This window comes from Nocardia sp. 2TAF39 (assembly GCF_052114905.1).
In the GTDB taxonomy this organism is placed as follows: domain Bacteria; phylum Actinomycetota; class Actinomycetes; order Mycobacteriales; family Mycobacteriaceae; genus Nocardia.
This window is the reverse complement of sequence record NZ_JBFRFQ010000010.1, coordinates 129369-152042: the sequence shown is the minus strand read 5'-3', so window position 1 is coordinate 152042 and position 22674 is coordinate 129369. Positions and strand designations below refer to the sequence as shown.

General features: G+C 66.7%; 24 protein-coding genes, 1 tRNA gene and 1 pseudogene. 19 read left to right on the top strand and 7 right to left on the bottom strand.

Annotated elements, in window-relative coordinates; genetic code table 11:
* Positions 1 to 36: 36 nt before the first annotated feature.
* Together AB4Z47_RS08725 and AB4Z47_RS08720 are read right to left on the bottom strand one after the other, a co-directional pair.
* Positions 37 to 1593, bottom strand: coding sequence for an alpha,alpha-trehalose-phosphate synthase (UDP-forming) (locus AB4Z47_RS08725; RefSeq protein ID WP_441949399.1), 1557 nt, complete (start codon positions 1591 to 1593; stop codon positions 37 to 39).
* 82 nt (positions 1594 to 1675) lie between these two features.
* Complete coding sequence (locus tag AB4Z47_RS08720; RefSeq protein WP_327112106.1) at positions 1676 to 1846, bottom strand: hypothetical protein; 171 nt, start codon at positions 1844 to 1846, stop codon at positions 1676 to 1678.
* Between the two features lie 186 nt (positions 1847 to 2032).
* Between AB4Z47_RS08720 and AB4Z47_RS08715 the strand changes: the two genes are divergently transcribed.
* From AB4Z47_RS08715 to AB4Z47_RS08705, 3 genes are all read left to right on the top strand, one after another.
* Positions 2033 to 2866, top strand: a complete 834-nt coding sequence (locus AB4Z47_RS08715; protein ID WP_441949366.1) for an alpha/beta fold hydrolase — start codon at positions 2033 to 2035, stop codon at positions 2864 to 2866.
* Between the two features lie 169 nt (positions 2867 to 3035).
* On the top strand, positions 3036 to 3278 hold the full coding sequence (locus AB4Z47_RS08710) for an MbtH family protein (protein ID WP_327112110.1): 243 nt from the start codon (positions 3036 to 3038) through the stop codon (positions 3276 to 3278).
* A 113-nt stretch (positions 3279 to 3391) separates the two neighbouring features.
* A tRNA-Thr gene (locus tag AB4Z47_RS08705) sits at positions 3392 to 3463 on the top strand.
* A 202-nt stretch (positions 3464 to 3665) separates the two neighbouring features.
* On the opposite strand, the gene AB4Z47_RS08700 is transcribed toward AB4Z47_RS08705, so the two are convergent.
* Positions 3666 to 4745: a Gfo/Idh/MocA family protein gene (locus tag AB4Z47_RS08700; RefSeq protein WP_441949364.1), complete on the bottom strand. Its 1080-nt coding sequence runs from the start codon at positions 4743 to 4745 to the stop codon at positions 3666 to 3668.
* Between the two features lie 115 nt (positions 4746 to 4860).
* On the opposite strand from AB4Z47_RS08700, the gene AB4Z47_RS08695 reads away from it, so the two are divergent.
* From AB4Z47_RS08695 to AB4Z47_RS08665, 7 genes and pseudogenes are all read left to right on the top strand, one after another.
* Positions 4861 to 5448 carry a TetR/AcrR family transcriptional regulator gene (locus AB4Z47_RS08695; protein ID WP_441949362.1) on the top strand — a complete coding sequence of 196 codons (588 nt, stop codon included), beginning with the start codon at positions 4861 to 4863 and terminating at the stop codon, positions 5446 to 5448.
* A 477-nt stretch (positions 5449 to 5925) separates the two neighbouring features.
* Positions 5926 to 7125: a glycosyltransferase gene (locus AB4Z47_RS08690; protein WP_441949361.1), complete on the top strand. Its 1200-nt coding sequence runs from the start codon at positions 5926 to 5928 to the stop codon at positions 7123 to 7125.
* A gap of 514 nt (positions 7126 to 7639) precedes the next feature.
* Positions 7640 to 7867: a hypothetical protein gene (locus tag AB4Z47_RS08685; protein WP_441949359.1), complete on the top strand. Its 228-nt coding sequence runs from the start codon at positions 7640 to 7642 to the stop codon at positions 7865 to 7867.
* 183 nt (positions 7868 to 8050) lie between these two features.
* Entirely contained in the window at positions 8051 to 8434 is a 384-nt protein-coding gene (locus tag AB4Z47_RS08680; protein WP_441949357.1) for a DUF488 domain-containing protein, read from the top strand.
* Positions 8435 to 8693: 259 nt separating this feature from the next.
* Positions 8694 to 10216: pseudogene (locus AB4Z47_RS08675) on the top strand (PucR family transcriptional regulator).
* Between the two features lie 102 nt (positions 10217 to 10318).
* On the top strand, positions 10319 to 10516 hold the full coding sequence (locus tag AB4Z47_RS08670; RefSeq protein ID WP_441949355.1) for a hypothetical protein: 198 nt from the start codon (positions 10319 to 10321) through the stop codon (positions 10514 to 10516).
* A gap of 15 nt (positions 10517 to 10531) precedes the next feature.
* Positions 10532 to 11119 (top strand): CBS domain-containing protein, encoded by a 588-nt coding sequence (locus tag AB4Z47_RS08665; RefSeq protein ID WP_441949353.1) that lies wholly within the window; start codon positions 10532 to 10534, stop codon positions 11117 to 11119.
* Positions 11120 to 11571: 452 nt separating this feature from the next.
* Here the strand turns inward: AB4Z47_RS08665 and AB4Z47_RS08660 are convergent, their stop codons facing one another.
* Positions 11572 to 11820, bottom strand: a complete 249-nt coding sequence (locus AB4Z47_RS08660; protein ID WP_441949351.1) for a hypothetical protein — start codon at positions 11818 to 11820, stop codon at positions 11572 to 11574.
* 151 nt (positions 11821 to 11971) lie between these two features.
* On the opposite strand from AB4Z47_RS08660, the gene AB4Z47_RS08655 reads away from it, so the two are divergent.
* The 5 genes from AB4Z47_RS08655 (at position 11972) to AB4Z47_RS08635 (ending at position 15802) form a co-directional block, all read left to right on the top strand.
* Positions 11972 to 12334, top strand: a complete 363-nt coding sequence (locus tag AB4Z47_RS08655; RefSeq protein ID WP_441949350.1) for a hypothetical protein — start codon at positions 11972 to 11974, stop codon at positions 12332 to 12334.
* A gap of 76 nt (positions 12335 to 12410) precedes the next feature.
* On the top strand, positions 12411 to 12740 hold the full coding sequence (locus AB4Z47_RS08650) for an ArsR/SmtB family transcription factor (RefSeq protein ID WP_441949348.1): 330 nt from the start codon (positions 12411 to 12413) through the stop codon (positions 12738 to 12740).
* The gene (locus AB4Z47_RS08645; RefSeq protein WP_441949346.1) at positions 12740 to 13435 is read left to right on the top strand and encodes a cation transporter; all 696 of its coding nucleotides are present in this window, start codon (positions 12740 to 12742) and stop codon (positions 13433 to 13435) included. The genes AB4Z47_RS08650 and AB4Z47_RS08645 overlap by 1 nt, the downstream gene beginning before the upstream one ends.
* A gap of 42 nt (positions 13436 to 13477) precedes the next feature.
* Positions 13478 to 13645 carry a hypothetical protein gene (locus AB4Z47_RS08640; RefSeq protein ID WP_441949345.1) on the top strand — a complete coding sequence of 56 codons (168 nt, stop codon included), beginning with the start codon at positions 13478 to 13480 and terminating at the stop codon, positions 13643 to 13645.
* Positions 13646 to 13759: 114 nt separating this feature from the next.
* Positions 13760 to 15802: a glycoside hydrolase domain-containing protein gene (locus tag AB4Z47_RS08635; protein ID WP_441949343.1), complete on the top strand. Its 2043-nt coding sequence runs from the start codon at positions 13760 to 13762 to the stop codon at positions 15800 to 15802.
* Between the two features lie 63 nt (positions 15803 to 15865).
* Here the strand turns inward: AB4Z47_RS08635 and AB4Z47_RS08630 are convergent, their stop codons facing one another.
* Positions 15866 to 16291, bottom strand: coding sequence for an HIT family protein (locus AB4Z47_RS08630; protein WP_441949341.1), 426 nt, complete (start codon positions 16289 to 16291; stop codon positions 15866 to 15868).
* Between the two features lie 50 nt (positions 16292 to 16341).
* Entirely contained in the window at positions 16342 to 16719 is a 378-nt protein-coding gene (locus tag AB4Z47_RS08625; protein ID WP_043718981.1) for a PH domain-containing protein, read from the bottom strand.
* A 136-nt stretch (positions 16720 to 16855) separates the two neighbouring features.
* Between AB4Z47_RS08625 and purD the strand changes: the two genes are divergently transcribed.
* Positions 16856 to 18127 (top strand): phosphoribosylamine--glycine ligase, encoded by a 1272-nt coding sequence (gene purD, locus AB4Z47_RS08620; protein WP_441949339.1) that lies wholly within the window; start codon positions 16856 to 16858, stop codon positions 18125 to 18127.
* 27 nt (positions 18128 to 18154) lie between these two features.
* On the opposite strand, the gene AB4Z47_RS08615 is transcribed toward purD, so the two are convergent.
* Entirely contained in the window at positions 18155 to 19132 is a 978-nt protein-coding gene (locus AB4Z47_RS08615) for a M23 family metallopeptidase (RefSeq protein WP_441949337.1), read from the bottom strand.
* Between the two features lie 54 nt (positions 19133 to 19186).
* Between AB4Z47_RS08615 and AB4Z47_RS08610 the strand changes: the two genes are divergently transcribed.
* From AB4Z47_RS08610 to purB, 3 genes are all read left to right on the top strand, one after another.
* Entirely contained in the window at positions 19187 to 20356 is a 1170-nt protein-coding gene (locus AB4Z47_RS08610; protein WP_441949336.1) for a pyridoxal phosphate-dependent aminotransferase, read from the top strand.
* Positions 20357 to 20483: 127 nt separating this feature from the next.
* Positions 20484 to 21122, top strand: a complete 639-nt coding sequence (locus tag AB4Z47_RS08605) for a TetR/AcrR family transcriptional regulator (RefSeq protein ID WP_441949335.1) — start codon at positions 20484 to 20486, stop codon at positions 21120 to 21122.
* Between the two features lie 83 nt (positions 21123 to 21205).
* Positions 21206 to 22627, top strand: a complete 1422-nt coding sequence (gene purB, locus AB4Z47_RS08600; RefSeq protein ID WP_441949333.1) for an adenylosuccinate lyase — start codon at positions 21206 to 21208, stop codon at positions 22625 to 22627.
* Positions 22628 to 22674 lie beyond the last annotated feature (47 nt).

Genomic DNA, 22674 nt, shown 5'->3' with positions numbered 1-22674 from the left:
TCCTGGGCGAAAACTGGGTGATTCCTGTGAACGCCATCAGCGCGACGGCGTGCGCGATTCCGGGTAGATGTCGTCATCGGTCAGCAGCGCGCTACCCGCGACCTGATCCTGCGCCAACGCGTCGAGGAACGCCCGCGCCCAGCGGTCCACGTCGTGGGCGAGCACCTGACGGCGCAGCGAGCGCATCCGCCTGCGCTTGGTGTCCCTGTCGTCCTCCAGCGCGGAGATGATGGCGTCCTTCACGCTGTCCAGGTCGTGTGGGTTGCACAGATACGACTGGCGCAATTCGGCTGACGCGCCCGTGAATTCGCTCAACACCAAGGCGCCGTTGAGCCCGCTGTGGCAGGCGACGTACTCCTTGGCGACCAGGTTCATGCCGTCACGCAGGGGCGTCACCAGCATGACGTCGGCGGCCAGGAAGAACGCGATGAGCTCGTCGCGTGGGATCGGCCGGTGCAGGTAGTGCACCACCGGGTAGCCGACCCTGGCGAACTCGCCGTTGATCCGGCCGACCTGACGCTCGATGTCGCCACGCATCTGGATGTAGCTCTCGACGCGCTCGCGGCTCGGGGTGGCCAGCTGGACCATCACGGTCTCCGCCGGATCGACCCGGCCGTCGACAAGCAGCTCCTCCAGCGCGTTGAGCCGGATATCGATGCCCTTGGTGTAGTCCAGCCGGTCGACGCCGAGCAGGATATTCTTCGGATTGCCCAGCTCGGCGCGGATCTTGGCGGCGCGTTCGCGCACCGATCTGCGCCGAGAGTGCTCGTCGAGTTCGGCCGAGGCGATCGAGATCGGGAACGCGCCCACCCGGACCGTGCGGAACCCCACCTGGACGACACCGAGCTTGGATCGCACACCGACCGAACCGCGCGAGGTCGGCTGGCCGGCCAGCCTGCGGGCCAGGTAGAGAAAGTTCTGTGCGCCGCCGGGCAGGTGGAAGCCGATCAGGTCGGCGCCGAGCAGGCCCTCGACGATCTCGGTCCGCCACGGCATCTGCATGAAAAGCTCGACCGGCGGGAACGGGATGTGCAGGAAGAACCCGATGGTCAGATCGGGGCGCAGCATGCGAAGCATCTTGGGTACGAGCTGCAGTTGGTAATCCTGCACCCACACCGTCGCGCCCTCGGCGGCGACCTTGGCGGTGGCCTCGGCGAAGCGACGGTTCACCGTGACGTAGGCGGCCCACCAGTTGCGGTCGTAGACCGGACGAACGATGACGTCGTGGTAGAGCGGCCACAGCGTGCCGTTGGAGAACCCCTCGTAGTAGTCGCCCACCTCCAGCGCCGACAGCGGGACCGGATGCAGTTCGAGGCCGTCCTCGATGATCGGCTCGACGTCGACGTCGGGGACGCCGGCCCAGCCGACCCAGGCTCCCTTGTTGTTGCGCAATACCGGTTCCAACGCCGTAACCAGACCGCCTGGGCTGCGCTTCCATCGGCTGGTCCCGTCGGGTAGGCGTTCGAGATCGACGGGAAGCCGATTGGCGACGACGACGAAACCGGAGCCCGATTCGGACGGGCCGGCGCTCGCCGCCGCGGTCTCAGCAGGGAAAGTGTCTCTGGCGTGCTCGGAGTCGTCGGACGGGTTCATCTGGTCCACTCACGCATCCTTCGCGTTGCTGTATCCCGCTGGAGTTGTGCAGTCGACGTCGCCGTTGGCGTCGAATAAGAGGTTATTCGCTCCGAACGCTCGGTCCGATACCCAACATGGACAACAGCATTCGGCACTCGTCGGCATCCTCGGCGTAGGCCGCGACCACCCGCTGTGCCTGCCGCGCTGTCTCGTCGGCGAGCGGTTCCAGATCGTCGTCCGCGATGTCGTTCGCGCTGCCTTTCGCGGCCATTTTCAAGTCCTCCCGGCTCAGTACGCTCGTACGTGCGAATAGTCAATGGTATGCGACGCTCGAACCTCCGTCCGCCTCGGAGTTCCGCGGCGCACCGCGCCGCGTCGACTGCACCCGGCTGGTGCGCCGACCTGGCCCGTCCCTATACCGTGGGGACCGCAGCACCAACTCCACGAAAGGGTAGACATGCCGCTGGCCACGGTGAACGGAATTTCTCTCAATTACCAGGTCAAGGGTGATCGCGCCAGGGGTACCGACGTCAAGGGCTCCGCGCCGCTCGTGGTCATGATCATGGGCACCGGAAGCCCGGGGCGGGTGTGGGAGCTGCACCAGGTTCCTGCGCTGGTCGCGGCGGGTTACCGGGTGTGCACGTTCGACAACCGCGGGATCGCGCCGTCCTTCGAGGCCGCCTCCGGCATGACCGTCGACGAAATGGTCGCCGACACCGCCGCCCTGATCGAATTCCTCGCCGAGGGACCCGTGCTGGTGGTCGGCACCTCGATGGGCGCGCGGGTAGCCCAGGAGCTGGCCCTGGCCCGCCCAGATTTGCTGCGCAAAGCGGTATTCATGGCGGGTCACGGGCGACTCGACCAGTTCCAGAAGACGCTGTCGCTCGGCGAACACGAGCTGGACGCCAGTGGGGTGAAGCTGCCCCCCAAGTACGAGGCAGCGGTCAGCGCGGTGATGAACCTGTCGCCCGCGACCATGGCAGAACCGAACGCCGCTCGCGACTGGCTCGACCTGTTCGAGTTCACCGGCGGACCGGTGACGCCGGGCATCCGCGCCCAGCGCAGGATGGACCACGATTTCGACCGGGTGCAGGCATACCGGGCGATCCGGGTGCCCTGCCTGTCGGTCGGGTTTGCTGACGACCGGATGATCCCGCCCTACCTGTCCAGGGAGATCGCCGAGGTCATCCCGGGCGCGCGGTACCAGGAAGTGCCGGATGCTGGACATTTCGGATATCTGGAACGGCCGGAAGCGGTCAACAAGATCCTGCTCGACTTCTTTGCGAGCTGATTGCGAGTTTGGCGAGGGTGCCGAGGAGGTAATCGCCTTGGCGTAACGTGTGCCTTGCTAGGGTCGAAACAACGCACGGGGTATCTCGGCGCTTACGGTTCGTGTAACCCCAGCGCCGTGTGACCTCGGAGCGATCCCGTACATAGCGCCAGTATCCAGTGAGGTGAAATTGAGCACCAACCCCTTCGATGACGAAGACGGCCGCTTCTTCGTCCTGGTCAACGACGAGGAACAGCATTCCCTGTGGCCGGCCTTCGCCGAGGTTCCGGCGGGATGGCGAGTCGTGTTCGGTGAGGACAGCCGCGCCGCCTGCGTCGAGTACGTCGAGAAGAACTGGACCGACATGCGTCCGAAGAGCCTGCGCGACGCAATGGCCGCGGACGACGCGGCCCGCCAGGGCGCCAAGTCCTGATACGCGGTAATCGATACTGCGTCGGGACCATCTGATCGACCGCCGACTACGTGACGCCGAAACCCGGTGTCACGTAGCCGGCGTGCCCGGTTATGATGACAACCGCTTTTCCCGCCTCCTTAGCTCAGTGGTAGAGCACTCGCCTTGTAAGCGAGCGGTCGTCAGTTCAATCCTGACAGGGGGCTCTCTTTCCAGCCGCTGCGCGGCTGAGTTCAGTGGTGGAGGCCGTGCCGTTGTTGGTAAGCGAGCGGTCGTCAGTTCAATCCTGACAGAGGGCTTCTCAGAAACGGCGGTTAGCCTGCGCGTTTGCCGATTGTTCGCCGTTTTTAAGGCTCCCTTACCTGCCAGGGGTGTTGACACAATTTTTGTCCTGCCGCTCCATGTCGGCTACGAGATGTCCCGGACGATTCCATCGGCTGCCGACTGTTCGATGGCGGAGAGGAGCCGGTGGTGGCGCAGCGCGGTCTCGAAGCTGGGATGCGGTTGCCGTACTTCGGCGATGGCCTGGGCGATCTCCTGGTAGAGGGCCGCGATGTTGGCCGGTGGGCCGAACTGGACGCTGGCGGGGACGGTGCGATAGGCGTCCGGCACGGCCAGGGACTCGTCGCCGATCCGGATGTCCCAGCCGCCCCAGTGGATGAATGTCCCAGGCTGGGTCGGGGTGGCGGTCAACGTTGCGTCGCTGCCGACGAGCGCGAGGAGGAATCCGTCCCGGGCGGGCCCGTTGCCGCCGTGCACGGCGACGGAGGCGGTGGCGCCGCTGGCCAGCAGTCCGTGCAGTAGCACGTGGCTGGGCGTGGCGTTGGGCACGGTCCGCTCGGTCCCGGCGACGAGCACGCGGTCGTGTATGCGGGGCAGCCGTGCCGAGACTTCGGTCAGTGGGCCCGTGACTCGTTCGAGTGCGGCCAGGAAGTGACCGGCCATGATGGTCAGGATGTTGGTTCCCTCCGCGGGGTCGAGGCCGAACACCAAGTTCGGCCATATTCGACTGCCGCCCCAGGGGGCGCCCTCCGCCACCAGCGCGACCGATTCGAGCGTGCCGATCCGGCCGTCGGCCAGGAGGTCCGCGGCGAAGCGGGCGCTCGGGGAGTGGTGGCCTTGGAGGACGACCGCGTGAACGACGCTTGCCGCGGTGGCGGCCTCGGTCAGCTCGCTCGCTTCGGCGGCGTCGACGCCCAGCGGCCACTCGGACACGACGTGCTTGCCGGCGTCGAGCGCTGCCCTGATCACGGCGGCATGCCCGGAGGCCTTCACCGAGACGACGACTAAATCGACCTCGGGGTGCGCGGTGAGTTCACCTGCATCAGCGAAGGCGTGCCGTGCGCCGTGGGCGGCGGCGGCCCGGTCCGCGCTGGCCTGGTTGGTGGTCGCGACCGCGGTCACGTCGAACTCCTCGAGTGCTGCGAGGGCGGGCAGGTGCGAGCTGTCCGCCCAACCGCTTGCCCCGACAACTCCGACTCGGATCATGTGTGTCGCTCCTTAGTTCTGTACCGTTCGGTATGAAACTAGGTGGCGCGGCATTCTCGCGCAAGAGGTAATGTACCGATAGGTAAAAAACAGGGGAGAGAGCCCGGAGGACGGCATGCCCGGCGGACGCCCACGCTCATTCGACGCAGACACCGCACTCGACCACGCGCTGGAGCTGTTCTGGCGGCATGGCTACGAGGGCACGTCGGTGGCCGACCTGACCGCCGCGATGGGGATCAACAAGCCCAGCCTCTATGCCGCCTTCGGCAACAAGGAGGAACTGTTCGGCAAGGTCCTCGCCCGCTACCTCGACGGCCCTGGCGCCTATGCCGCCGACGCGCTGAACGCGCGCACCGGTCGCGAGGTCATCGAGCGGCTGATCCACGGGGCTGTCGACCTGACCGCAGGCGAGAACACGCCCCACGGTTGCCTGTGCGTCAAGACCGTTCAAGCTGGCCGACCCGACGCGCACACTGTCCGCCAGGGCGCCGTCGGGGTACGCAAAGCCGGCGAGGCGGCGCTGCGCAGGCGGCTCGAGCAGGCCACCGACCTGCCGTCCCGCCAGGAACCAGCCGCTCTGGCCGCACTCGTCCACACGATCTCGGACGGCATCGCCGTTCAGGCTGCGGCCGGGCGCAGCCGCGACGAACTGCGGCAGGTCGGCAACTTGGCGCTGCGCGCCCTCCTGGACGAAGGCACGTAGACCACACCGCGAGGAGATCGGGATCACCCTGCCCGACGGCCCGGACCCCGTGACCTGCGACAAGCGCCGAGCATCAACGAGATTCAGTCGTCCGGGGCGTCCGGATCGCGCAACGGCCGATGGCCGCCGCCGAAGTCGGGCAGATGAAACGCGTACTGCCCGCCCAGGCCATCGGCCAGGTAATCGACCAGCTCCGCCGAACGGTCTCAATCCGCAGCCAGCGCACGTGCGGGCTCAGCGCCGGATTCCGCTCGATTGCGCCACTACCCCCGATATGGCGTAGTGGGGTTCCGGTAGTGACCGCCGAGGTGGGCCTCGCTATCAGAACGACTGCACGTGGTGCACAGGAATTTCCCCATGGTGGGAACGGTCGTGGCGTCGCAGAAAGATGCTCGGCTCGATGATGGTCGGTATGGGCGGCATCGACGACCTCGTTCAGGCCGGGTGGATCAGTGCGAATCCAGTCGCAGATCGTCGATGACGGCGCGGGTGCTGTTGTCGGCGAGCGGGTCGCGCGGCGACATCGAGCCGACCTTGGGGTTCGCGCTACGGTTGCGGGAGTTCGGAGCCCAGGTGCGGGTGTGTGCGCCACCGGATTTCGAGCGGCGCTTCGCCGAGTTCGGCGTCCCGCTGGAGCCGCTGGGGCCACCGATGACCGGTTCGCGAGGCAGCAGGCCGTCGCAGGCGGATCTGTTGCAGTACGTGGCCGACTGGCCCACAGTTCAGTTCGACACGATCTCCACAGCGGCCGCGGGATGCGATGCGGTAGTAGCAACCGGCGTGACACAGATCGGTGCCCGGTCCGTCGCTGAGAAGCTGGGCATCCACTATCAGTTCGTGAGCTACCAGCCGACCACCCTGCCCTCGCCGCACCATCCGCCGATGCCGCTGCCGGGCGATCGGCCCGCCCCGGAGGCAATCGGCAACCGGCTGCTGTGGGAAATCGACGCCCACGGATGGAACGCGCAGTTCGGCCAGGCGCTCAATACCGGCCGAACGGCCCTCGGGCTGTCACCGGTGGGCAATGTGCGCGACCACGTCATCGCCAACAGCCCGTGGCTGGCCGTGGACCCGGTTCTTGGTCCATGGTCGCAATCGCCGGGTCTGGACGTCGTGCAGACCGGTGCCTGGATCGTGCCCGACGAACGGCCCTTCCCTGCCGAGCTGGCGGCGTTCTTGGACGCGGGCACACCACCGGTTTACGTCGGGTTCGGCAGTATGCCGATGCGCCCCGACATCGCCAGGGTGGCGATCGAAGCGATCCGTGCCCACAACCGCCGTGCGCTCATCTCTCGTGGCTGGGCCGAGTTGGCCGTCATCGACGACCTCGCCGACTGCATGGCCATCGGCGAGGTCAACCATCAGGCGCTGTTCACTCGGGTCGCCGCCGTCATCCACCATGGCGGCGCGGGCACGACGACGGCCGCTGCTCGGGCCGGCGTGCCCCAAGTGGTGGTACCCCAGATGATGGACCAGTCGTACTGGGCGCGCCGGGTGGCTGATCTCGGCATCGGCACGGCGTGTGAGGACGCTGATCCCAACGCGACATCATTGTCTGCCGCTCTCGACATGGCATTGGCGTCTACCACCCGAGCGCGCGCGGGCGTAGTGGCCGGCCTGACCCGCGCGGACGGGGCAACGGTGGCTGCGAAACTGCTGATCGACGCGATCACTTGATCTCTGTGCGAGCAACCTCCAGGTCCAGATCGTCGCCCGCAGGCACCACGGTTCGATCGTGAACGCGGGATGGTTGACCAGTACCCTGCGCAGGGCTCTTCAGGCGGCACCGCGGCACACCATCAGTTCGCCCATAGGGAGTGCGGTCGGCGCTGCAACTCCTGTCGCCAGCGTCGATCAATCGACCAGTCGGTGCCGGCGGCGCGATCGGGCGCATACCCCTAGTGGGCGCCTGCCCTGATCACATCAACGGCCAAGGCCATCACGCTGCGTGTCGGCGCCGTCCTCACGCAGCCGCCGTCCTGTACCTGCGGAGACCGCCTGCACCACGATGTGTGCTCGCCCAACGTAAATCGCGAAAGTCCGGTCGCGCGCGTACCGTTCGGTATGTGGCAAAGGTCGGGCCGGCTGAATGGCCGGCTGTCGGCAGCGGGTGCGGCCCGACCGCGGAGGCTGTCCCCGCTGAGACTCCGCAGGCGTAGATCGCGATGAGATGAACAACCGCTGGAGGCTTATGGCGTTCGCTGAGGCTGATGGTCTGGTCGCGACCAGACCGCATCCGCGCACCAGGGTCGGCCCCTCCTACATCGTCGAGTTCGTCACGACGACCGATCCCCAGCAGTCGAGGGCTTGGCGCTACACCGAATATGGACAAAGCCCGTGGCTGGACAACCTCACCCGCCCCTACCCTGCGCGACGGTGGTCTCGAGGCAATGGTGGCCGACGGGGATCGGTGGGGTGACAGTCGACCGGACGGTCTTCGCCCGCGCCATCGAAACCTCCCTGGCACGTCGAAGTCGACATGGACGACCTCGGCCGCATTCTCCGATGCCGAAGCAGTCGCCTGCTTCTACACCTGCTTCGCCGACGTGCTCACCGCACACCAACTCGCCAACTCGAGCAGTGATAGAACCGGGAACCGATTATGACGACTCGACGCACTGTGCAAATCCGCAGAATCTATGACGACCCCACCTCGAACGACGGCACCCGCGTCCTGGTGGACCGGCTCTGGCCCTGCGGCGTCAGCAAAACCAGAGCCCATCTCGATGAATGGTGCAAACAAATCGCCCCATCCACCGAACTGCGCACATGGTACGGCCACGACCCCGAACTCTTCGACGAATTTGCCCGCCGCTACCGCGACGAACTCACCGAACCCGACCGCGCCGAAGCGCTCACACACCTGCGTGAACTAGCCGACCAACACAAACTCACCTTGCTCACCGGCACCAAGAAAACCGACATCAGCGAAGCAGCCGTACTTGCCGATCTCGTCGCACAATCGCGCAGGTCCCCCGAAAAGTGATAGACCCCAGTGCGCCCCCAGCCGGCCGCGGAAGCGGAGCCTCGCCATACGCATTACCCGCGTCTGCACGGCTCGAGACCATCTTCGTACGCGGCGGAGCACCGGAAACCTCATCTAGTTGATGGGACGCGGGGTATCGGCAACGTCCAACCTCATGCACCAGTGTCGCGAAAGCCGGACCGTCCACCATTTTCTGCCGGTCGCGTCGGCGTCGGGGGCCTGATCGCGCTGCACCGTCGATTCCACACAGGAGCCGCTCATGGTGACATTGGACCGGTTGGCGAACGTACTGGGTGGCTACGGGATCCGCTTACGGTTGGGTTCGGTTCCCCGGTCCACCCCATTGCGCAGTGTGGTAATCCATGGCGCCGATCAGGACCCACAAGAAGTGGGTGATGTGCTGCTGGGGATCGGGGCCTGCTCCGTGTCGGAAGTGGTGGACTGGGCGGCCTCGGCGCGGGCTGTTGTCGCGCTCATCCGTGCGGGTGAGAAGACCCAGGATGAGCCGGAGAGCGAGGGTGTGGCGGTGATGGTGGTCGACCTTGCGGTGGCCTGGAGCGAGGTGGCCGCGGTGGTCTACGGGTTGGTGCTGGAAGGACGCGAAACCGAGGCCGGTCGCGGCCCGACTGATCTGTTCGCCTTGGCCGACAGCCTGGCCGACGCGGTCGAAGGTGCGGTAACGATCGAGGACCGGCTGTCTCGGGTGCTGGCGTATTCCAGGCGACAGCCCCACCTCGACCCCGCACGGGTCGAAACGATCCTGGACCGGCAGATGCCGCCGTGGTTACGAGAGCTGTTCGACGCGCACGATGTCTTCGCACATTTGGCAGCCTCGGATGAACCGTTGTCCGTTCCCGCGCAGGTAGAACGTGGTATGACGGGGCGGATGGTCGTGGCCGTGCGCGTGGGCCGGCAACTGCTGGGCTCGGTATGGGTGTCGTGCCCGGCACCGTTACACGGGGCTCGGCGCACGGCCTTGACCGACGGCGCGCACACAGTCGCCCTGCACCTGTTGCGGTCGAGGGCCAGCGCGGACCTGGAACGGCAGGTGGAATCCGAACTGGTGATCGGTTTGCTGGAGGGTGCCGCGGACGCGGCGACGGTGGCCAGCAGGCTGGGTTGGCGCCGGAGAGTTTGCGGGTGATCGCGCTGCGCGCTCGGATCGCCGACGAGCAGCACGTCGCACTGCTGTTGATCTTCGAGCGAGCAACAACCGGATTCGGCTGGTTCCGTTCGAGCCGCAGCGCCTTGGTCGGCGACACTATCTACACCGTGCTGCCCGCCGACCAGGCGGCCACCGCACGCCGCTGGATAGCCGAGCGACAGGCGGCACTGCCCGCGAAGATGACGGTGCTGGCCGGGATCAGCGGTGTGGCCCGGGCCACGGAATTGGCGTTGGCGCGCCGAGAAGCCGACGAATGCCTGGCGCTGCACGAGGCCCGCTCAGCAGGTGCCGAGCCCCCCACCTATGACGAGTCGTGGGACGAAATCCTGCTACAACGGTTGCGCACCGCCGGGCTTTCCGGACGGACCCCCGCACGGGGCCCGGTGTCGGAATTGCGCCGACACGACCACATGAACTCCACCCAGTATGTGGCAACGCTGCGCGCCTGGTTGCAGGCACAAGGCGACCCCGCCGGCGCGGGGGCGCAGCTGGGCGTGCACGAGAACACCGTGCGTAACCGGCTGCGCAAGATGGCAGAGGTGACCAATCTCGACTTGGACGACCCCCGCAAACGGCTCGCCGTGATGATAGAACTCGCCGTCACCGACAACGACTGACTGTGCTGTGCCATCGCCACAAATCTCGGCTCCTCGATTGTCGGATCAGCGCAACCGATCGCCTCGACAACCACGCAATCATGGAGTTGACAAGAACGCTCCATGCAATTGCCACTGGGCAGCGCCATCACCGGCGCGCGACCGGGCGAACGCCGTATCTACCACACATCCAGCGGCGCGATCATGGCAGTGACGCTGCTGCACGCGGTCCCCTACGCGCTGACCGACCCAGCCCCTGGAGAACACGAGAACAGTCCAGCGAAGGATCTGCCTTGTCGTGCCGAGCCGGTAACTGGTTGAACGGAGTTGAACGGAATGAAGAACATGCGGGTATGCGAGGTCATGCAACGACCGATCATCGCAGTGCGGCACAGCAATACGGCACGCGAGGCTGCGCTGATGCTCACCGAACTGGGCTACGCGGCGTTGCCTGTGCTCGACCAGGACGATCGCCTCATCGGGGTCCTGACCAGCGGTGACCTCCTGCGGGCCGACGCACTCGACGACGCGGTCAGTGCAGTGATGACCACACCGGCGGTGTCGGTCCCCGGCCACGCGGTACTGGCCGAGGTCATGAGCAGGCTGGTGACGCATGGGCTGCGCAGTCTGCCGGTCGTCGATGCCGACGGCCGCGTGGTCGGTATGTTCAGCCGCGGCGATGCGTTGCGAATCATGCTCACCCCCGACGACGCACTCGCGGCCGGCGCACAGAACCTCCTCGATCAGTACACCGGCGCGCGGCGCTGGCATGTCACCGTCGACGAGGGCGACGCCACCATCTCCGGCCGGTTCGCCGACGAATCCGAACGGCGCCTTGCCATCGCGCTGACCCGCACAGTGCCCGGCACCCGCACCGTGACCATCGCGACCACACCGGCGACTGCGGCCGCACTCGTGCACTGACCGGGCAACCACAACCGCCCGAATCCAACCTTCGACGTGAGCGGGCGGCGCCGAACGTGGACAGATTGCGGCCACTTAACGTGGTGCGCCAGGTAATTGGCGCGCCTGGTCGCAGTACGGGTTGTCACGCAGCCCGACCGCAGCCCGACTCGACCGCCATACACCTGCTGTTTCCGCCTGAACACGGTCCCCGGGGATGCGAGTGGAGGAATCGGACAAGTGGCGCACCCGCGATTGTCGCAGGCGGACAAGCGCAGCCGTTCGGCGTTAACGATCCTGGGGTTGTCAGTGAATATGTGGAGGGCGTGGAGGTGGTAATACAGGGGGCCGCTGACAGGGCGGCCCCATCCCTTCTCACGTGACCGCATCTCGAACCGCATTCCGAATTACCAGTCCTGGAGACCTGGATGACCCGCGCACACACCGTCTCACCCGCACGCCTTACCGACCATCTACCGGCGCTGCGAGCCACACTGAACCAGCAACGCCGCTTCCGCCTGCAGCAGCTGGCTGAACTCGAAGCCGAAATCGATCGCGCACCCGTACCCACCGACGCGGCCGGTAAGGCCAGGCATGAGGTCACCATCAAACTGGCCACGGCCGCACGACGCGCCCTGGCCGACATCGATGAAGCCCGCACGCTCATCACCACAGGCCGTTACGGCCGCTGCCGCGGCTGTCACACCCAGATCCCGATCCACCTACTGCAAACCATTCCCTCCACGCAGTGGTGCCTGAGTTGCCGGCGGCATCTGCCTGCCTTCGACGGTTCCCGCCCGACGCGCGGACAGCTGCCTCGCACAGCCTCCCGGACACCGCGACGTGCCCCGTCGGCGCAACGGAAGCCCTCGCATGCCGTTGAATACGACGGTCGACGCCCCAGGCATCGCTGACACCGACGCGGGTAGCAGCCCGTGGGATGACGCTGGTGAGGTGCCGGCGAAGGTGTTCAAGATCGAGACCGGTAAGCAAGCGCCGTCCCAAGACGACCTCGTCGCGTGGTGTGATCTCACGGACTCGGGCCTTGCGTTGCCCGACCTGCTCGGCACCCTCACCAACCTCGAATCGATGTGGGCGGAATGGAAGCGGATCACTGCGGGAGGTCACGCTCGGCGGCAACACCGCAGCGTCGAGATCGAGGCGGCAGCCCGCTCCATCCGGACTGGGAGCCGAGCAACCGTCGCCGCAGTCCGTTTTAGCCGGAGCTGTCGATAGTTCCAGCCGCGATCAGGTCGCCGCCGCAGACAGTTCAGATTTTAGTGAATACACGAGAATCTGTATTATCGGGTTTATGGAGACGCTGTTGCACTCGGACGCGCTGGCTCGCTTCGGTCATGCGCTGTCAGACCAGACTCGTACCCGGATCCTGCTGAGTCTGCGGAGCGGGCCCGGCTATCCGTCGGATCTGGCCGAGTGGATCGGGGTGTCGAGGCAGATCCTGTCCAATCACTTGGCCTGCCTGCGTGGTTGCGGCCTGGTCGTCGCCGTTCCTGAAGGCCGGCGCAGCCGCTACGAACTCGCCGACCCGCGTATCGCTCATGCGCTGGACGATCTACTCGGGCTGGTCTTGGCGGTCGACCCGGCTTGCTGTCCGGCCTCGGCGACTGAGCAGTGCTGCTGATGCCCGGGACGTCGCCGGTCCGGCTGGGGCCCAGCCCCGCGCGGCGGCGGGTGCTGTCGCGGCGGATCCGCTGGTTCGTCGCGGTCACCATCAGCTACAACGTGCTGGAGGCGGTCATCGCATTGGCTGAGGGCACCCGAGTGTCGTCGACAGCGTTGATCGGGTTCGGGCTGGACTCGGTTGTCGAAGTGTCCTCCGCCGCGGCGGTCGCCTGGCAGTTCTCCAGCCGCGACCCCGAAGCCCGGGAGAAGATCGCGCTGCGGATCATCGCCTTCTCCTTCTTCGCGCTGGCCGCCTACGTCGCCGTCGAAGCGATCCGCGCCCTGCTCGGCATCGGGGAAGCACAGAACTCCCCGATCGGAATCGGGTTGGCCGCAACCAGTCTGATCATCATGCCGGTGCTGTCGTGGGGGCAGCGGCACGCGGGGCGCGAACTCGGTTCGGCGTCCGCGGTAGCCGACTCCAAACAGACCCTGCTCTGCACCTACCTGTCGGCGGTCCTGCTCGCCGGGCTGCTGTTCAACGCCCTGTTCGGGTGGTCGTGGGCCGACCCGATCGCTGCCATGGTGATTGCCGTGATCGCGGCCGAAGAAGGCGTCAACGCCTGGAAAGGCGACACCTGCTGCCTCACACCCTCGCCCGACACCCAGCAGGCGAAAGCCGAAGCGCACGACTGTTCTTGCTGCGACGACTGAGCGCGAAGTCCCACCCATAGCGGAATGAAAGGCTGACCTGTCGTGACCACCGCCAGCAGGCTGCGCACCCGCAATCATGTCGCCATACGCGCGCTCGCGATCGCCCAGCGCGATCGCCGCGAAGCCGGGTACTCCCTGCTGCTCAGCCGTCCGGGTGGCTACACCGCCGCAGTCATCGAATTCCTGCAACGGCAGGCGGGGATCGGCTGAACCGATCGCCAGGCCGCCCCTTGCGCCGCGGTCGACGCTCGCAACAATCCGAAACTGACGAGGCTGGTTCGGCCGTCCAGGTGTAACCACCGCGTCGACGTCGAGATTGCGATCATGTTCAATAGCAGACCGACTGGGTGGTTTTCTATAATTCGAATACCGCCGTTTTCGCAAAGTTGTAGCCGAGTTGTTTTGCGAGGCTGCGAATCTCGGCTTCATATCACGTCCGGCGAAATGCCGGATAGGTCGCGGTGGAGGTACCCTGAGGTAACGGGCGAACACCGGATCGGCCACAAAAACAATATCGCGGCATCCTTTTCGCCCTCGGTGCCGAATCTATTTATGTCGAGGGTCTCTCAGTCGAAAGTTGCTGAGGTGAACGAATATAACGCGTCGTTCTGGATGGACACGCGGACTCGAACACGGGGGTGTGTGATGACTGAGTTGATCGATTTCTCTGCCGCGCTGATAGACCCGCAGGCGATCAAGAACGCCGGATACGCCGGGGTCATCGGCTATTTCTCCGACTCCAGGCCTGGCACGAACTTCGGCGCGAAGCCGCTGACCCGCGACTACTGTGACCGGCTGCGTGCCATCGGGCTGGAGGTGGTGACCAATTATCAGTACGGCAAGGGTGATACGTCGGACTGGAAAGGTGGATACGATTCGGGCGTGCATCACGCCCGAATCGCGCTCGACTACCATTTCGCTGCCGGAGGGCCGGGCTTTCGGCCGCTGTATGCGCCCGTCGACTCGAACCCTTCCCTGGAGGAGTGGAATTCGCAGATAGCGCCGTTCCTGCGTGGCTGGGCATCGGTGGTCGGTGCGGAGTGGACCGGTATGTACGGCAACGCGCGCTGCATCGATTGGGCGCTCGAGGACGGCGTCGCCAGGTGGTTCTGGCAACACAACTGGTCCGGCGATGCCTCGATCAACGGGGACCATCCCGCCGCGCACATCCACCAGATCCGCATCGACCGCGATCAGGTCGCCGGCGTCGGGGTGGACGTCAACAAGGTCCTCGTCGACGACTACGGCCAGTGGTCGAAAGCGGCTACGCCGGATCCGAATCAAGGGGGAAGTGTGAACAAGCCGGATTACGTCGAAATCGATCGGATGGGCAACTCGGCTTCCAGCCGCCACGGTGCGCGCATCAAGAATTTCCTGCTGCACACGCAGGAGGGCAACGGGACCGCCGAGAGCCTCGCGAACTACCTCAACAACCCCAATAATGGCGTGAGCTACCACTACACCCTCCGTGATCGTGTGGTCGCCGATGTCGTCGACACCGACCTGGCGAGCTGGTCTGTGCTGGACGCGAATCCGTACACGATCAATCTCTGCTTCGCCGGAAGCCGCATCGCGTGGAGCCGCGATGTCTGGATGTCCATTCGCGATGACATTCGGATCGCGGCGTGGCTCGCGGTGCAGGACGCCCGCAAATACGGTTTCGACACGTATGTCATCGCGCCGCCCTATCAGGAGCGTGCGGGGATCTCCGATCATAAGTATGTGACGGAGTGTCTCGGCATCGGCACGCATACGGATGTCGGGCCGAATTTTCCGTGGGATGTATTCGCCGACGATGTGCGGAGCTTTGCCACTGGCGGATCGGGCGGGTCGGAGCCGAACGCGATCAACGATTGCGCGGCTGCGAATCCCTGGTTGGGCAATCGGATCACCGCCGGCGAAATCGCGACCCCCGACGGCGTGGGCCGGTTCGCCGAGTTCGAGCACGGACATATCTATTGGCACCCCTCCACCGGTGCCCACGCCATCCCGGAAACGCTATGGGGAAAATTCGAGGAATTGAGCTGGGAGACAGGCCCACTCGGTTACCCGGTTACCGACCGAACCGTGTTGCACGGTCCAGGCGGCCAGCCGTCGGGTGAGGTGCAGGATTTCCAGGGCGGCGCCCTCTACCGCCAGGCAGCGAGTGAGCGCGCCTTCTGGCTGCACGGCGCTATCCGCGACCGCTGGAATCGCTCCGGCTACGAGAACGGTCCGCTGGGATGGCCGACGAGCGACGAAATCCCTTGGGACACTGGCACTTACCAGGATTTCGAGCACGGCAGGATCTTCTGGACCCCGAGCCAGACGCTGGCGACGGTCTCGGTCGGGGGAATTGATAGTCCCCTGCACGACGTGCAGGCTTGACGAAGAAATGGTCCGACCGCGAGTGGCGGTCGGACCGTTCTCTCGCGCGGGTGGGAACCGGGTTCAGTCGGGGACGTTGCTGCCGTGGCCGAGGTCACGCAGGGCCTGCTTGATCTTGGTCTGGGCCTCGTCGAGGGACTCGGGACTCGGGTTCGGGTCGGCGCCGGAGATGTCGAAGTTGCCCATGGTGAAGGCCGGGAACACGTGTACGTGCAGGTGTGGCACCTCCAGTCCGGCGATCAGCAGACCGGCACGCGGCGCGTCCCACGCCGCGCGCACGGCCTGGCCGATCTTCTGGGCGACGCCGGTCAGCCGGGCGAAAATGTCGGCGTCGATGTCCTGCCACTGGTCGATTTCCTTGCGCGGCACCACGAGGGTGTGGCCCGGGGTGACCGGGGCAATGGTGAGGAAGCCGACGAATTCGTCATCTTCCCAGACGAATCGGCCCGGGAGCTGACCGGCGATGATCGCGCTGAAGACAGAAGCCATGCTCCGCAGACTAGACCGGTCCGTCCGCCCCGGCGCCGCCCTGGCACGTGCTAGACCGCCACGAAGTGCGACAGGATGCCCTGCACCTCGTAGATGTCCACCTGCCGGTTGAACCTCTTCAGCAGGGGCTCTGCGGTGCCCGCGATCCAGATGGCCAGTTCGGCGTCCAGATCGAAGGTGCCCGCGGTCTCCACCGAAAAATGGGTGATCGCACGATAGGGGACGCTGTGGTAGCTCACCTTGCGACCGGTGACGCCCTGCTTGTCGATCAGGATCAGGCGGCGGTTCGTGAACAGCATGGCGTCGCGGACCAGCAGGTACGCGGCATAAACCTGTTCACCGTTGCCGAGGAGTTTGGCGTACTCCTGTTGCGCCTGGCCCGGATCGATCCGTCCGGCATTGCCCATCAGTCCGTCGATTAGACCCATGTCAGCACATCCTTCGGGTGCTCCGGTGTGATCGGTGCGGGTCGTGCGCGCCCACATCCGTTGTCCTCTTCCATAATCCCCTCGGCCAGGGCTGGCAGCGGCAAAGGCGGTAACCGGCTCGTTTAGGCTGTCTGCCGTGCGTGTACTCGTCATCGGTTCCGGAGCCCGTGAACATGCCCTCGTCTTGGCCCTGCGCAGAGACCCCGCGGTGAGTGCGCTGTTCGCTGCCCCTGGCAACGCGGGCATCGCCCAGCACGCGCAGACCCGCGCGGTCGACCCGAGCTCCGCGGAGGCGGTGGTCGGGCTGGCCGCAGAGCTTGCGGCCGACCTCGTCGTGATCGGACCCGAGGTTCCGCTGGTGCTCGGCGTCGCCGACGCGGTACGCGCCGCGGGCATCGCCTGTTTCGGTCCGTCGGCGGCGGCCGCCAGGATCGAGGGCTCGAAGGCGTTCGCCAAGGACGTGATGGCCGCGGCGGGTGTGCGCACCGCGCACAGCGAGGTCGTGGACAACCCGGCCGAGCTCGACGACGCACTCGACCGCTTCGGCCCGACCTGGGTGGTGAAGGACGACGGACTGGCGGCGGGCAAGGGCGTCGTGGTGACCGCGGATCGCTCCGCAGCGCGCGATCACGGCGCAGAATTGCTCGAGCAAGGCCATCCGGTACTGCTGGAATCGTTCCTGGACGGGCCGGAAGTATCACTGTTCTGCCTGGTCGACGGCGAGACGGTGGTTCCGTTGTTGCCCGCGCAGGACCACAAACGCGTCGGTGACGGCGACACCGGCCCGAACACCGGCGGCATGGGCGCGTACACGCCGCTGCCCTGGTTGCCCGAGGCGATGGTCACCGCGATTGTCGATGACGTTGTGAAACCCGTTGCGGCTGAACTGGTTCGGCGTGACAGCGGGTTCTCCGGCCTGCTCTACGCCGGCCTCGCGATCGGCGCGGCCGGTCCCGCCGTCATCGAATTCAATTGCCGCTTCGGCGATCCCGAGACGCAGGCGGTGCTCGCGCTGCTGGAGAGTCCGCTCGGCGAACTGCTGAACGCCACCGCCACCGGCACCCTGGCGCAGGTGGCCCCGCTGCGTTGGCGCGACGGTGCCGCGATCACTGTGGTGCTCGCCGCGGAGAACTACCCGGGCCGCCCCCGCCTCGGCGACGCTATCGCCGGCGCGGCGGAAGGCGCGCTCGACGAGGCCGCCACGGTCCTGCACGCCGGAACCGCGCAGCGCGAAGACGGCGCGCTGATCTCCGCGGGCGGCCGGGTGCTCAACGTCGTCGGCGTCGGTGCCGACCTCGCCGAAGCTCGCACGCACGCCTACGACCGCATCGCCGCGATCAAGCTGCCCGGCAGCCACTACCGCACCGATATCGGCCTGGCCGCCGTCGAGGAACGCATCACCGTCTGAGATCGAAGCGACGTCGCCGGCTCTGGCTCAACCGAAGGTCAGACCGCGCAGCGCCAGCCACTGCTGCGGGTCCACGTGCTGTCCGCCGACGATCACCTCGAAATGCAGGTGCGGGCCGGTCGAGTCACCGCGGTTGCCCATCCGGGCGATCTGCATGCCCGCTGGCACTCGTTCACCGACCGAGACGAAGAAGTCGTACATGTGCCCGTACACGGTGATGCTGCCGTCGTCGTGCCGGATCCGTACCCAGAGGCCGAAGCCCTGGGCCGGGCCCGCGTCGATGACCGTGCCGTTGGCGACCGCGTAGATCGGGGTGCCGAGCGGGCCCGCGATGTCGATGCCGTTGTGGAACGTTCCCCACCGGGAACCGAAGCCGGAGGTGAACGTGCCGCGGGCGGGCAGAACGAAGCTGGAGATACCCGGCAGCATTCCGGGCTGCACCGGTGCGTTTCCGGTCATCCACGGCTGGCGCTCACCGGCCACCGCGGCGGCCGCCTCGGCCTTGGCGCGTTCGAGAGTCGCTCGCGTGGCGGCCGCAACCACCGCCTGCTCGCGCAGCCGCTCACCGTTGGCGATCGCGTTCAGCAACCGGCGCACCGACGGCGGACTGTTCTGCATCTGCGGCGGATAGGCGACGGCGACGCGCAGGGCACGGTCGGGTGCCGGCGTGCGATCCGTGACCGTCCCCGCGAAAGACGTGTCGCTCGCGGCGAACACCGCGGCCGCGGCCAGCCCGGCCAGCAGCACCTTGTGCTTGCGCACCAGCGCGAGCAGTTCCTCTCCGCTGGGCCGTCGCTGCCACATCTCGCGCGGGTCCGGCTTGTGTTCCCATAGCGTCCGCCATCGGAATCGCCGTGCCCACAGGGAACCCCCGGCTCCGAACAGAGCGCGCAGTCCCTGTTCCGGACGCTTTCGCACCGGCGCACGCCAATCACGCGGAATGACTCCGATGCCACCCACTCCGCGTACTCGGTCGAGCCCGTCTCGTCGAGCGTTCTCGAGCATTACGCCGACCATAACCCCGACCGCACGTCGACCGCGTGCTCTACCGTCTGTCGAGTGTCCAGAGAATCTCGCCGGTCGACCATTCCCCCTTTCTACGTGATGGATGTCTGGAAAGCCGCCGCGGAACGGGCCAGAACCCATGGCGACGTGCTCGTACTCGCCGCCGGCCAGCCGTCGACGCCCGCGCCCGCGCCGGTACTGCGAGCGACCCAACTCGCGATCCGATCCGAATTGCTGGGCTATACCGAGACTTTCGGCATCCTGCCGATCCGCGAGGCGATCGCCGAGCACCATCGCGAGACTTACGGCTATTCGGTCGATCCGGACGACGTGGTGATGACGACCGGATCGTCCGGCGCGTTCTCACTGATCTTCCTTGCCGCGTTCGACCCTGGCGACACCGTCGTGGTCGCCCGCCCCGGCTATCCGGCCTACCGCAACACCCTCACCGCGCTCGGATGCCGCGTACTCGAGTTGGACTGCGGCGCCCACACCAGGTTCCAGCCGACGGTCGCCATGCTCGAAGCCCTGCCGGAACCACCCGCGGGCCTGGTCGTGGCCAGCCCCGCCAACCCGACCGGCACGATGATCGCCCCCGCCGAGTTGGCCGCGCTGGCCCGCTGGTGCGAGAAACACGGCACCTTGCTGATCTCCGACGAGATCTACCACGGCATCACGTACGACAGCGCCGGCGCGGACAGCAAGACCTCCTCGGCGTGGGAGACCTCGCGGGAATCGGTGGTGATCGGCTCGGTCTCCAAATACTTCTCGATGACCGGCTGGCGATTGGGCTGGATGCTGGTGCCGAGCGGACTGCGGCCCGCGTTGCAGCGTCTGGCGTCGAATCTGACCGTCTGCCCGCCCGCCATCTCGCAGTACGCGGCGCTGCACGCGTTCGGCGCGGAGGCCAAGGCGGAGCTCGACGGGCACGTACGGCGTTACGCGGTGAACCGGCGGTTGCTGCTGGACGGGCTGCCGAAGCTCGGCATCACCGACCTGGCTCCCGCCGATGGTGCTTTCTACGCCTACGCCGACATCGGCCATCTCACCGACGACTCCCGCGCATGGTGCACCGAGGTACTCGACCACATCGGCGTCGCGCTCGCGCCCGGCGTCGATTTCGACACCGTGAACGGACACCGCACGGTGCGCTTCTCGTTCGCGGGAGCCACGCAGGACATCGAAGCGGCGCTGTTGCGTCTAGGGCACTATCTCGGTGCGTGATCCGCCTGTCGAGCAACAACTTTCCGCAGTTCGACACCGTGGCCGCGCGGATGCGGTAAAACAACCTTGATTGCTTTCCTCGCTGATTTCCCCTGGAAGAACTGATGATGACTGGCACGATGGCACGGTGATCACCGCGACGACCCCGAAAGGCGAACGGCGTCGCCAGGCGCTGGTATCTGCTGCCGCCGAGTTACTGCTCGAAGGCGGATTCGACGCGGTGCGGCATCGCTCGGTCGCGACGCGCGCCGACCTACCCCTGGCGTCCACCACCTACTACTTCGACTCCTTGGACGATCTGATCGCGCGGGCGGTCGAGTTCAGCGGCGACGCGGAGCTGGACGCGATGCGCCGCAGGGTCGGCGAGGTGAGCCACCGCCGCCGCGGCGCGGAGGCCACCGTCGACCTGGTGCTCGATCTGCTGGTGGGGACCGACGGACCCGACGAGGTCGCGCGCGGCCAGCTGATCGCCCGCTACGAGCGCTCGGTGGCCTCGGCGCGCCACCCGGAATTACGGGAGGTGCAGCTCCGACTGCGCGCCCAGCTGGACGAGCTGCTGGCCGACGTGCTGCGCCGGTCCGACCGGATGGTGCGGCCGGAGCAACTGCGCAGGCTGGTCGCGGTGGTGGACGGAGCCGTCGTCGCGGCGCTCACCGAAATAGATCCCGAACCGCGACGGATGGCCCGCGGCGCGCTGCTCGAGGTGATCGACATCGTCGCACCGGCGACGCCCCAGCAAGTGGATCGTTTCCGGGCACTAGACTGACCGGACGTGAGGGAGCGAAGCGAGCGAACCATCGACACAGTGCCCCAGGGCACGACGGAACCGAGCGTCAGTGAGGCGCAGTCGTGACTCTCGCCCCCAACGTCCTTGCCACCCGTTACGCCAGCCCCGAGTTGGTGCACCTGTGGTCGCCGGAATACAAGATCGTGCTGGAGCGGCGGTTGTGGCTGGAGGTGTTGCGGGCGCAGTCGGAACTGGGCATCGAGGTGCCAGAGGGTGTCGTCGCGGACTACGAGCGGGTGCTCGACCAGGTCGACATCGCTTCGATCGCCGAACGCGAGCGGGTCACTCGCCACGACGTGAAGGCCCGCATCGAGGAGTTCAACGCCCTGGCCGGGCATGAGCATGTACACAAGGGTATGACCAGCCGCGATCTCACCGAGAACGTGGAGCAGTTGCAGATCCGGCTTTCGCTCGAGCATGTGCACGCGCACGGTGTCGCGATCGCCGCGCGGTTGGCCGAACGCGCCGCCGAGTATCAGACACTGGTGATGGCGGGCCGCTCGCACAACGTCGCCGCACAGGCCACCACCCTCGGCAAGCGGTTCGCCTCCGCCGCCGACGAACTGCTGATCGCGCTCACCCGGCTGCGTGAGCTGATCGACCGCTACCCGCTGCGCGGGATCAAGGGCCCGATGGGCACCGCACAGGACATGCTCGACCTGCTCGGCGGCGACCCCGCCAAGCTGGCGCGGATGGAGCAGCAGGTGGCCCGGCATCTCGGCTTCGCCACCGTGCTCACCAGCGTCGGCCAGGTGTACCCGCGTTCGCTCGACCACGACGTCCTCTCCGCGCTGGTGCAGGTCGGCGCCGGTCCCTCCTCGTTCGCGCACACCATCCGGCTCATGGCCGGGCACGAGCTGGTCACCGAGGGCTTCCAGCCGGGGCAGGTGGGCAGCTCGGCGATGCCGCACAAAATGAACACCCGCTCCTGTGAGCGGGTCAACGGCCTGCAGGTGGTGCTGCGCGGTTACGCCTCGATGGCGGCCGAACTGGCGGGCGCGCAGTGGAACGAAGGCGACGTGTTCTGCTCGGTGGTGCGCCGGGTCGCGCTACCGGACGCCTTCTTCGCGATCGACGGGATGATGGAAACGTTCCTCACCGTCCTCGCCGAGTTCGGCGCCTACCCAGCCGTCATTTCCCGCGAGCTGGATCGCTACCTGCCCTTCCTCGCCACCACCCGCATCCTGATGGCGGCGGTCCGCACCGGCGTCGGCCGCGAAACCGCGCACGAGGTCATCAAGGAGCACGCCGTCGCTGTCGCCCTCGCCATGCGGGAGCAGGGCCGCGAACCCGACCTCTTGGACCGCTTGGCCGCCGACAGTCGCCTTCCGCTCGACCGCGCCGCCCTCGACGCCGCGCTGTCCGACAAGTCCGCCTTCATCGGCGCCGCCGACGCACAGGTCGCCGACGTAATCGGCCAGGTCCAGAAACTGGTCGACCGCCATCCCGACGCGGCTCGCTACACGCCGTCTCCAATCCTGTAGCGGGGTTGGGACTTTCGCCGCGAATAATTGCGTAGCCGCCGCACCAC

Excerpts from the sequence above, each read along its gene's own strand:
- AB4Z47_RS08725 (WP_441949399.1), bottom strand. The coding sequence starts at position 1,593 with ATGAACCCGTCCGACGACTCCGAGCACGCCAGAGACACTTTCCCTGCT.
- AB4Z47_RS08720 (WP_327112106.1), bottom strand. The coding sequence starts at position 1,846 with ATGGCCGCGAAAGGCAGCGCGAACGACATCGCGGACGACGATCTGGAA.
- AB4Z47_RS08715 (WP_441949366.1), top strand. The coding sequence starts at position 2,033 with ATGCCGCTGGCCACGGTGAACGGAATTTCTCTCAATTACCAGGTCAAG.
- AB4Z47_RS08700 (WP_441949364.1), bottom strand. The coding sequence starts at position 4,745 with ATGATCCGAGTCGGAGTTGTCGGGGCAAGCGGTTGGGCGGACAGCTCG.
- AB4Z47_RS08695 (WP_441949362.1), top strand. The coding sequence starts at position 4,861 with ATGCCCGGCGGACGCCCACGCTCATTCGACGCAGACACCGCACTCGAC.
- AB4Z47_RS08690 (WP_441949361.1), top strand. The coding sequence starts at position 5,926 with ATGACGGCGCGGGTGCTGTTGTCGGCGAGCGGGTCGCGCGGCGACATC.
- AB4Z47_RS08685 (WP_441949359.1), top strand. The coding sequence starts at position 7,640 with ATGGCGTTCGCTGAGGCTGATGGTCTGGTCGCGACCAGACCGCATCCG.
- AB4Z47_RS08680 (WP_441949357.1), top strand. The coding sequence starts at position 8,051 with ATGACGACTCGACGCACTGTGCAAATCCGCAGAATCTATGACGACCCC.
- AB4Z47_RS08670 (WP_441949355.1), top strand. The coding sequence starts at position 10,319 with ATGCAATTGCCACTGGGCAGCGCCATCACCGGCGCGCGACCGGGCGAA.
- AB4Z47_RS08665 (WP_441949353.1), top strand. The coding sequence starts at position 10,532 with ATGAAGAACATGCGGGTATGCGAGGTCATGCAACGACCGATCATCGCA.
- AB4Z47_RS08655 (WP_441949350.1), top strand. The coding sequence starts at position 11,972 with ATGCCGTTGAATACGACGGTCGACGCCCCAGGCATCGCTGACACCGAC.
- AB4Z47_RS08650 (WP_441949348.1), top strand. The coding sequence starts at position 12,411 with ATGGAGACGCTGTTGCACTCGGACGCGCTGGCTCGCTTCGGTCATGCG.
- AB4Z47_RS08645 (WP_441949346.1), top strand. The coding sequence starts at position 12,740 with ATGCCCGGGACGTCGCCGGTCCGGCTGGGGCCCAGCCCCGCGCGGCGG.
- AB4Z47_RS08635 (WP_441949343.1), top strand. The coding sequence starts at position 13,760 with ATGTTCAATAGCAGACCGACTGGGTGGTTTTCTATAATTCGAATACCG.
- AB4Z47_RS08630 (WP_441949341.1), bottom strand. The coding sequence starts at position 16,291 with ATGGCTTCTGTCTTCAGCGCGATCATCGCCGGTCAGCTCCCGGGCCGA.
- AB4Z47_RS08625 (WP_043718981.1), bottom strand. The coding sequence starts at position 16,719 with ATGGGTCTAATCGACGGACTGATGGGCAATGCCGGACGGATCGATCCG.
- AB4Z47_RS08615 (WP_441949337.1), bottom strand. The coding sequence starts at position 19,132 with ATGCTCGAGAACGCTCGACGAGACGGGCTCGACCGAGTACGCGGAGTG.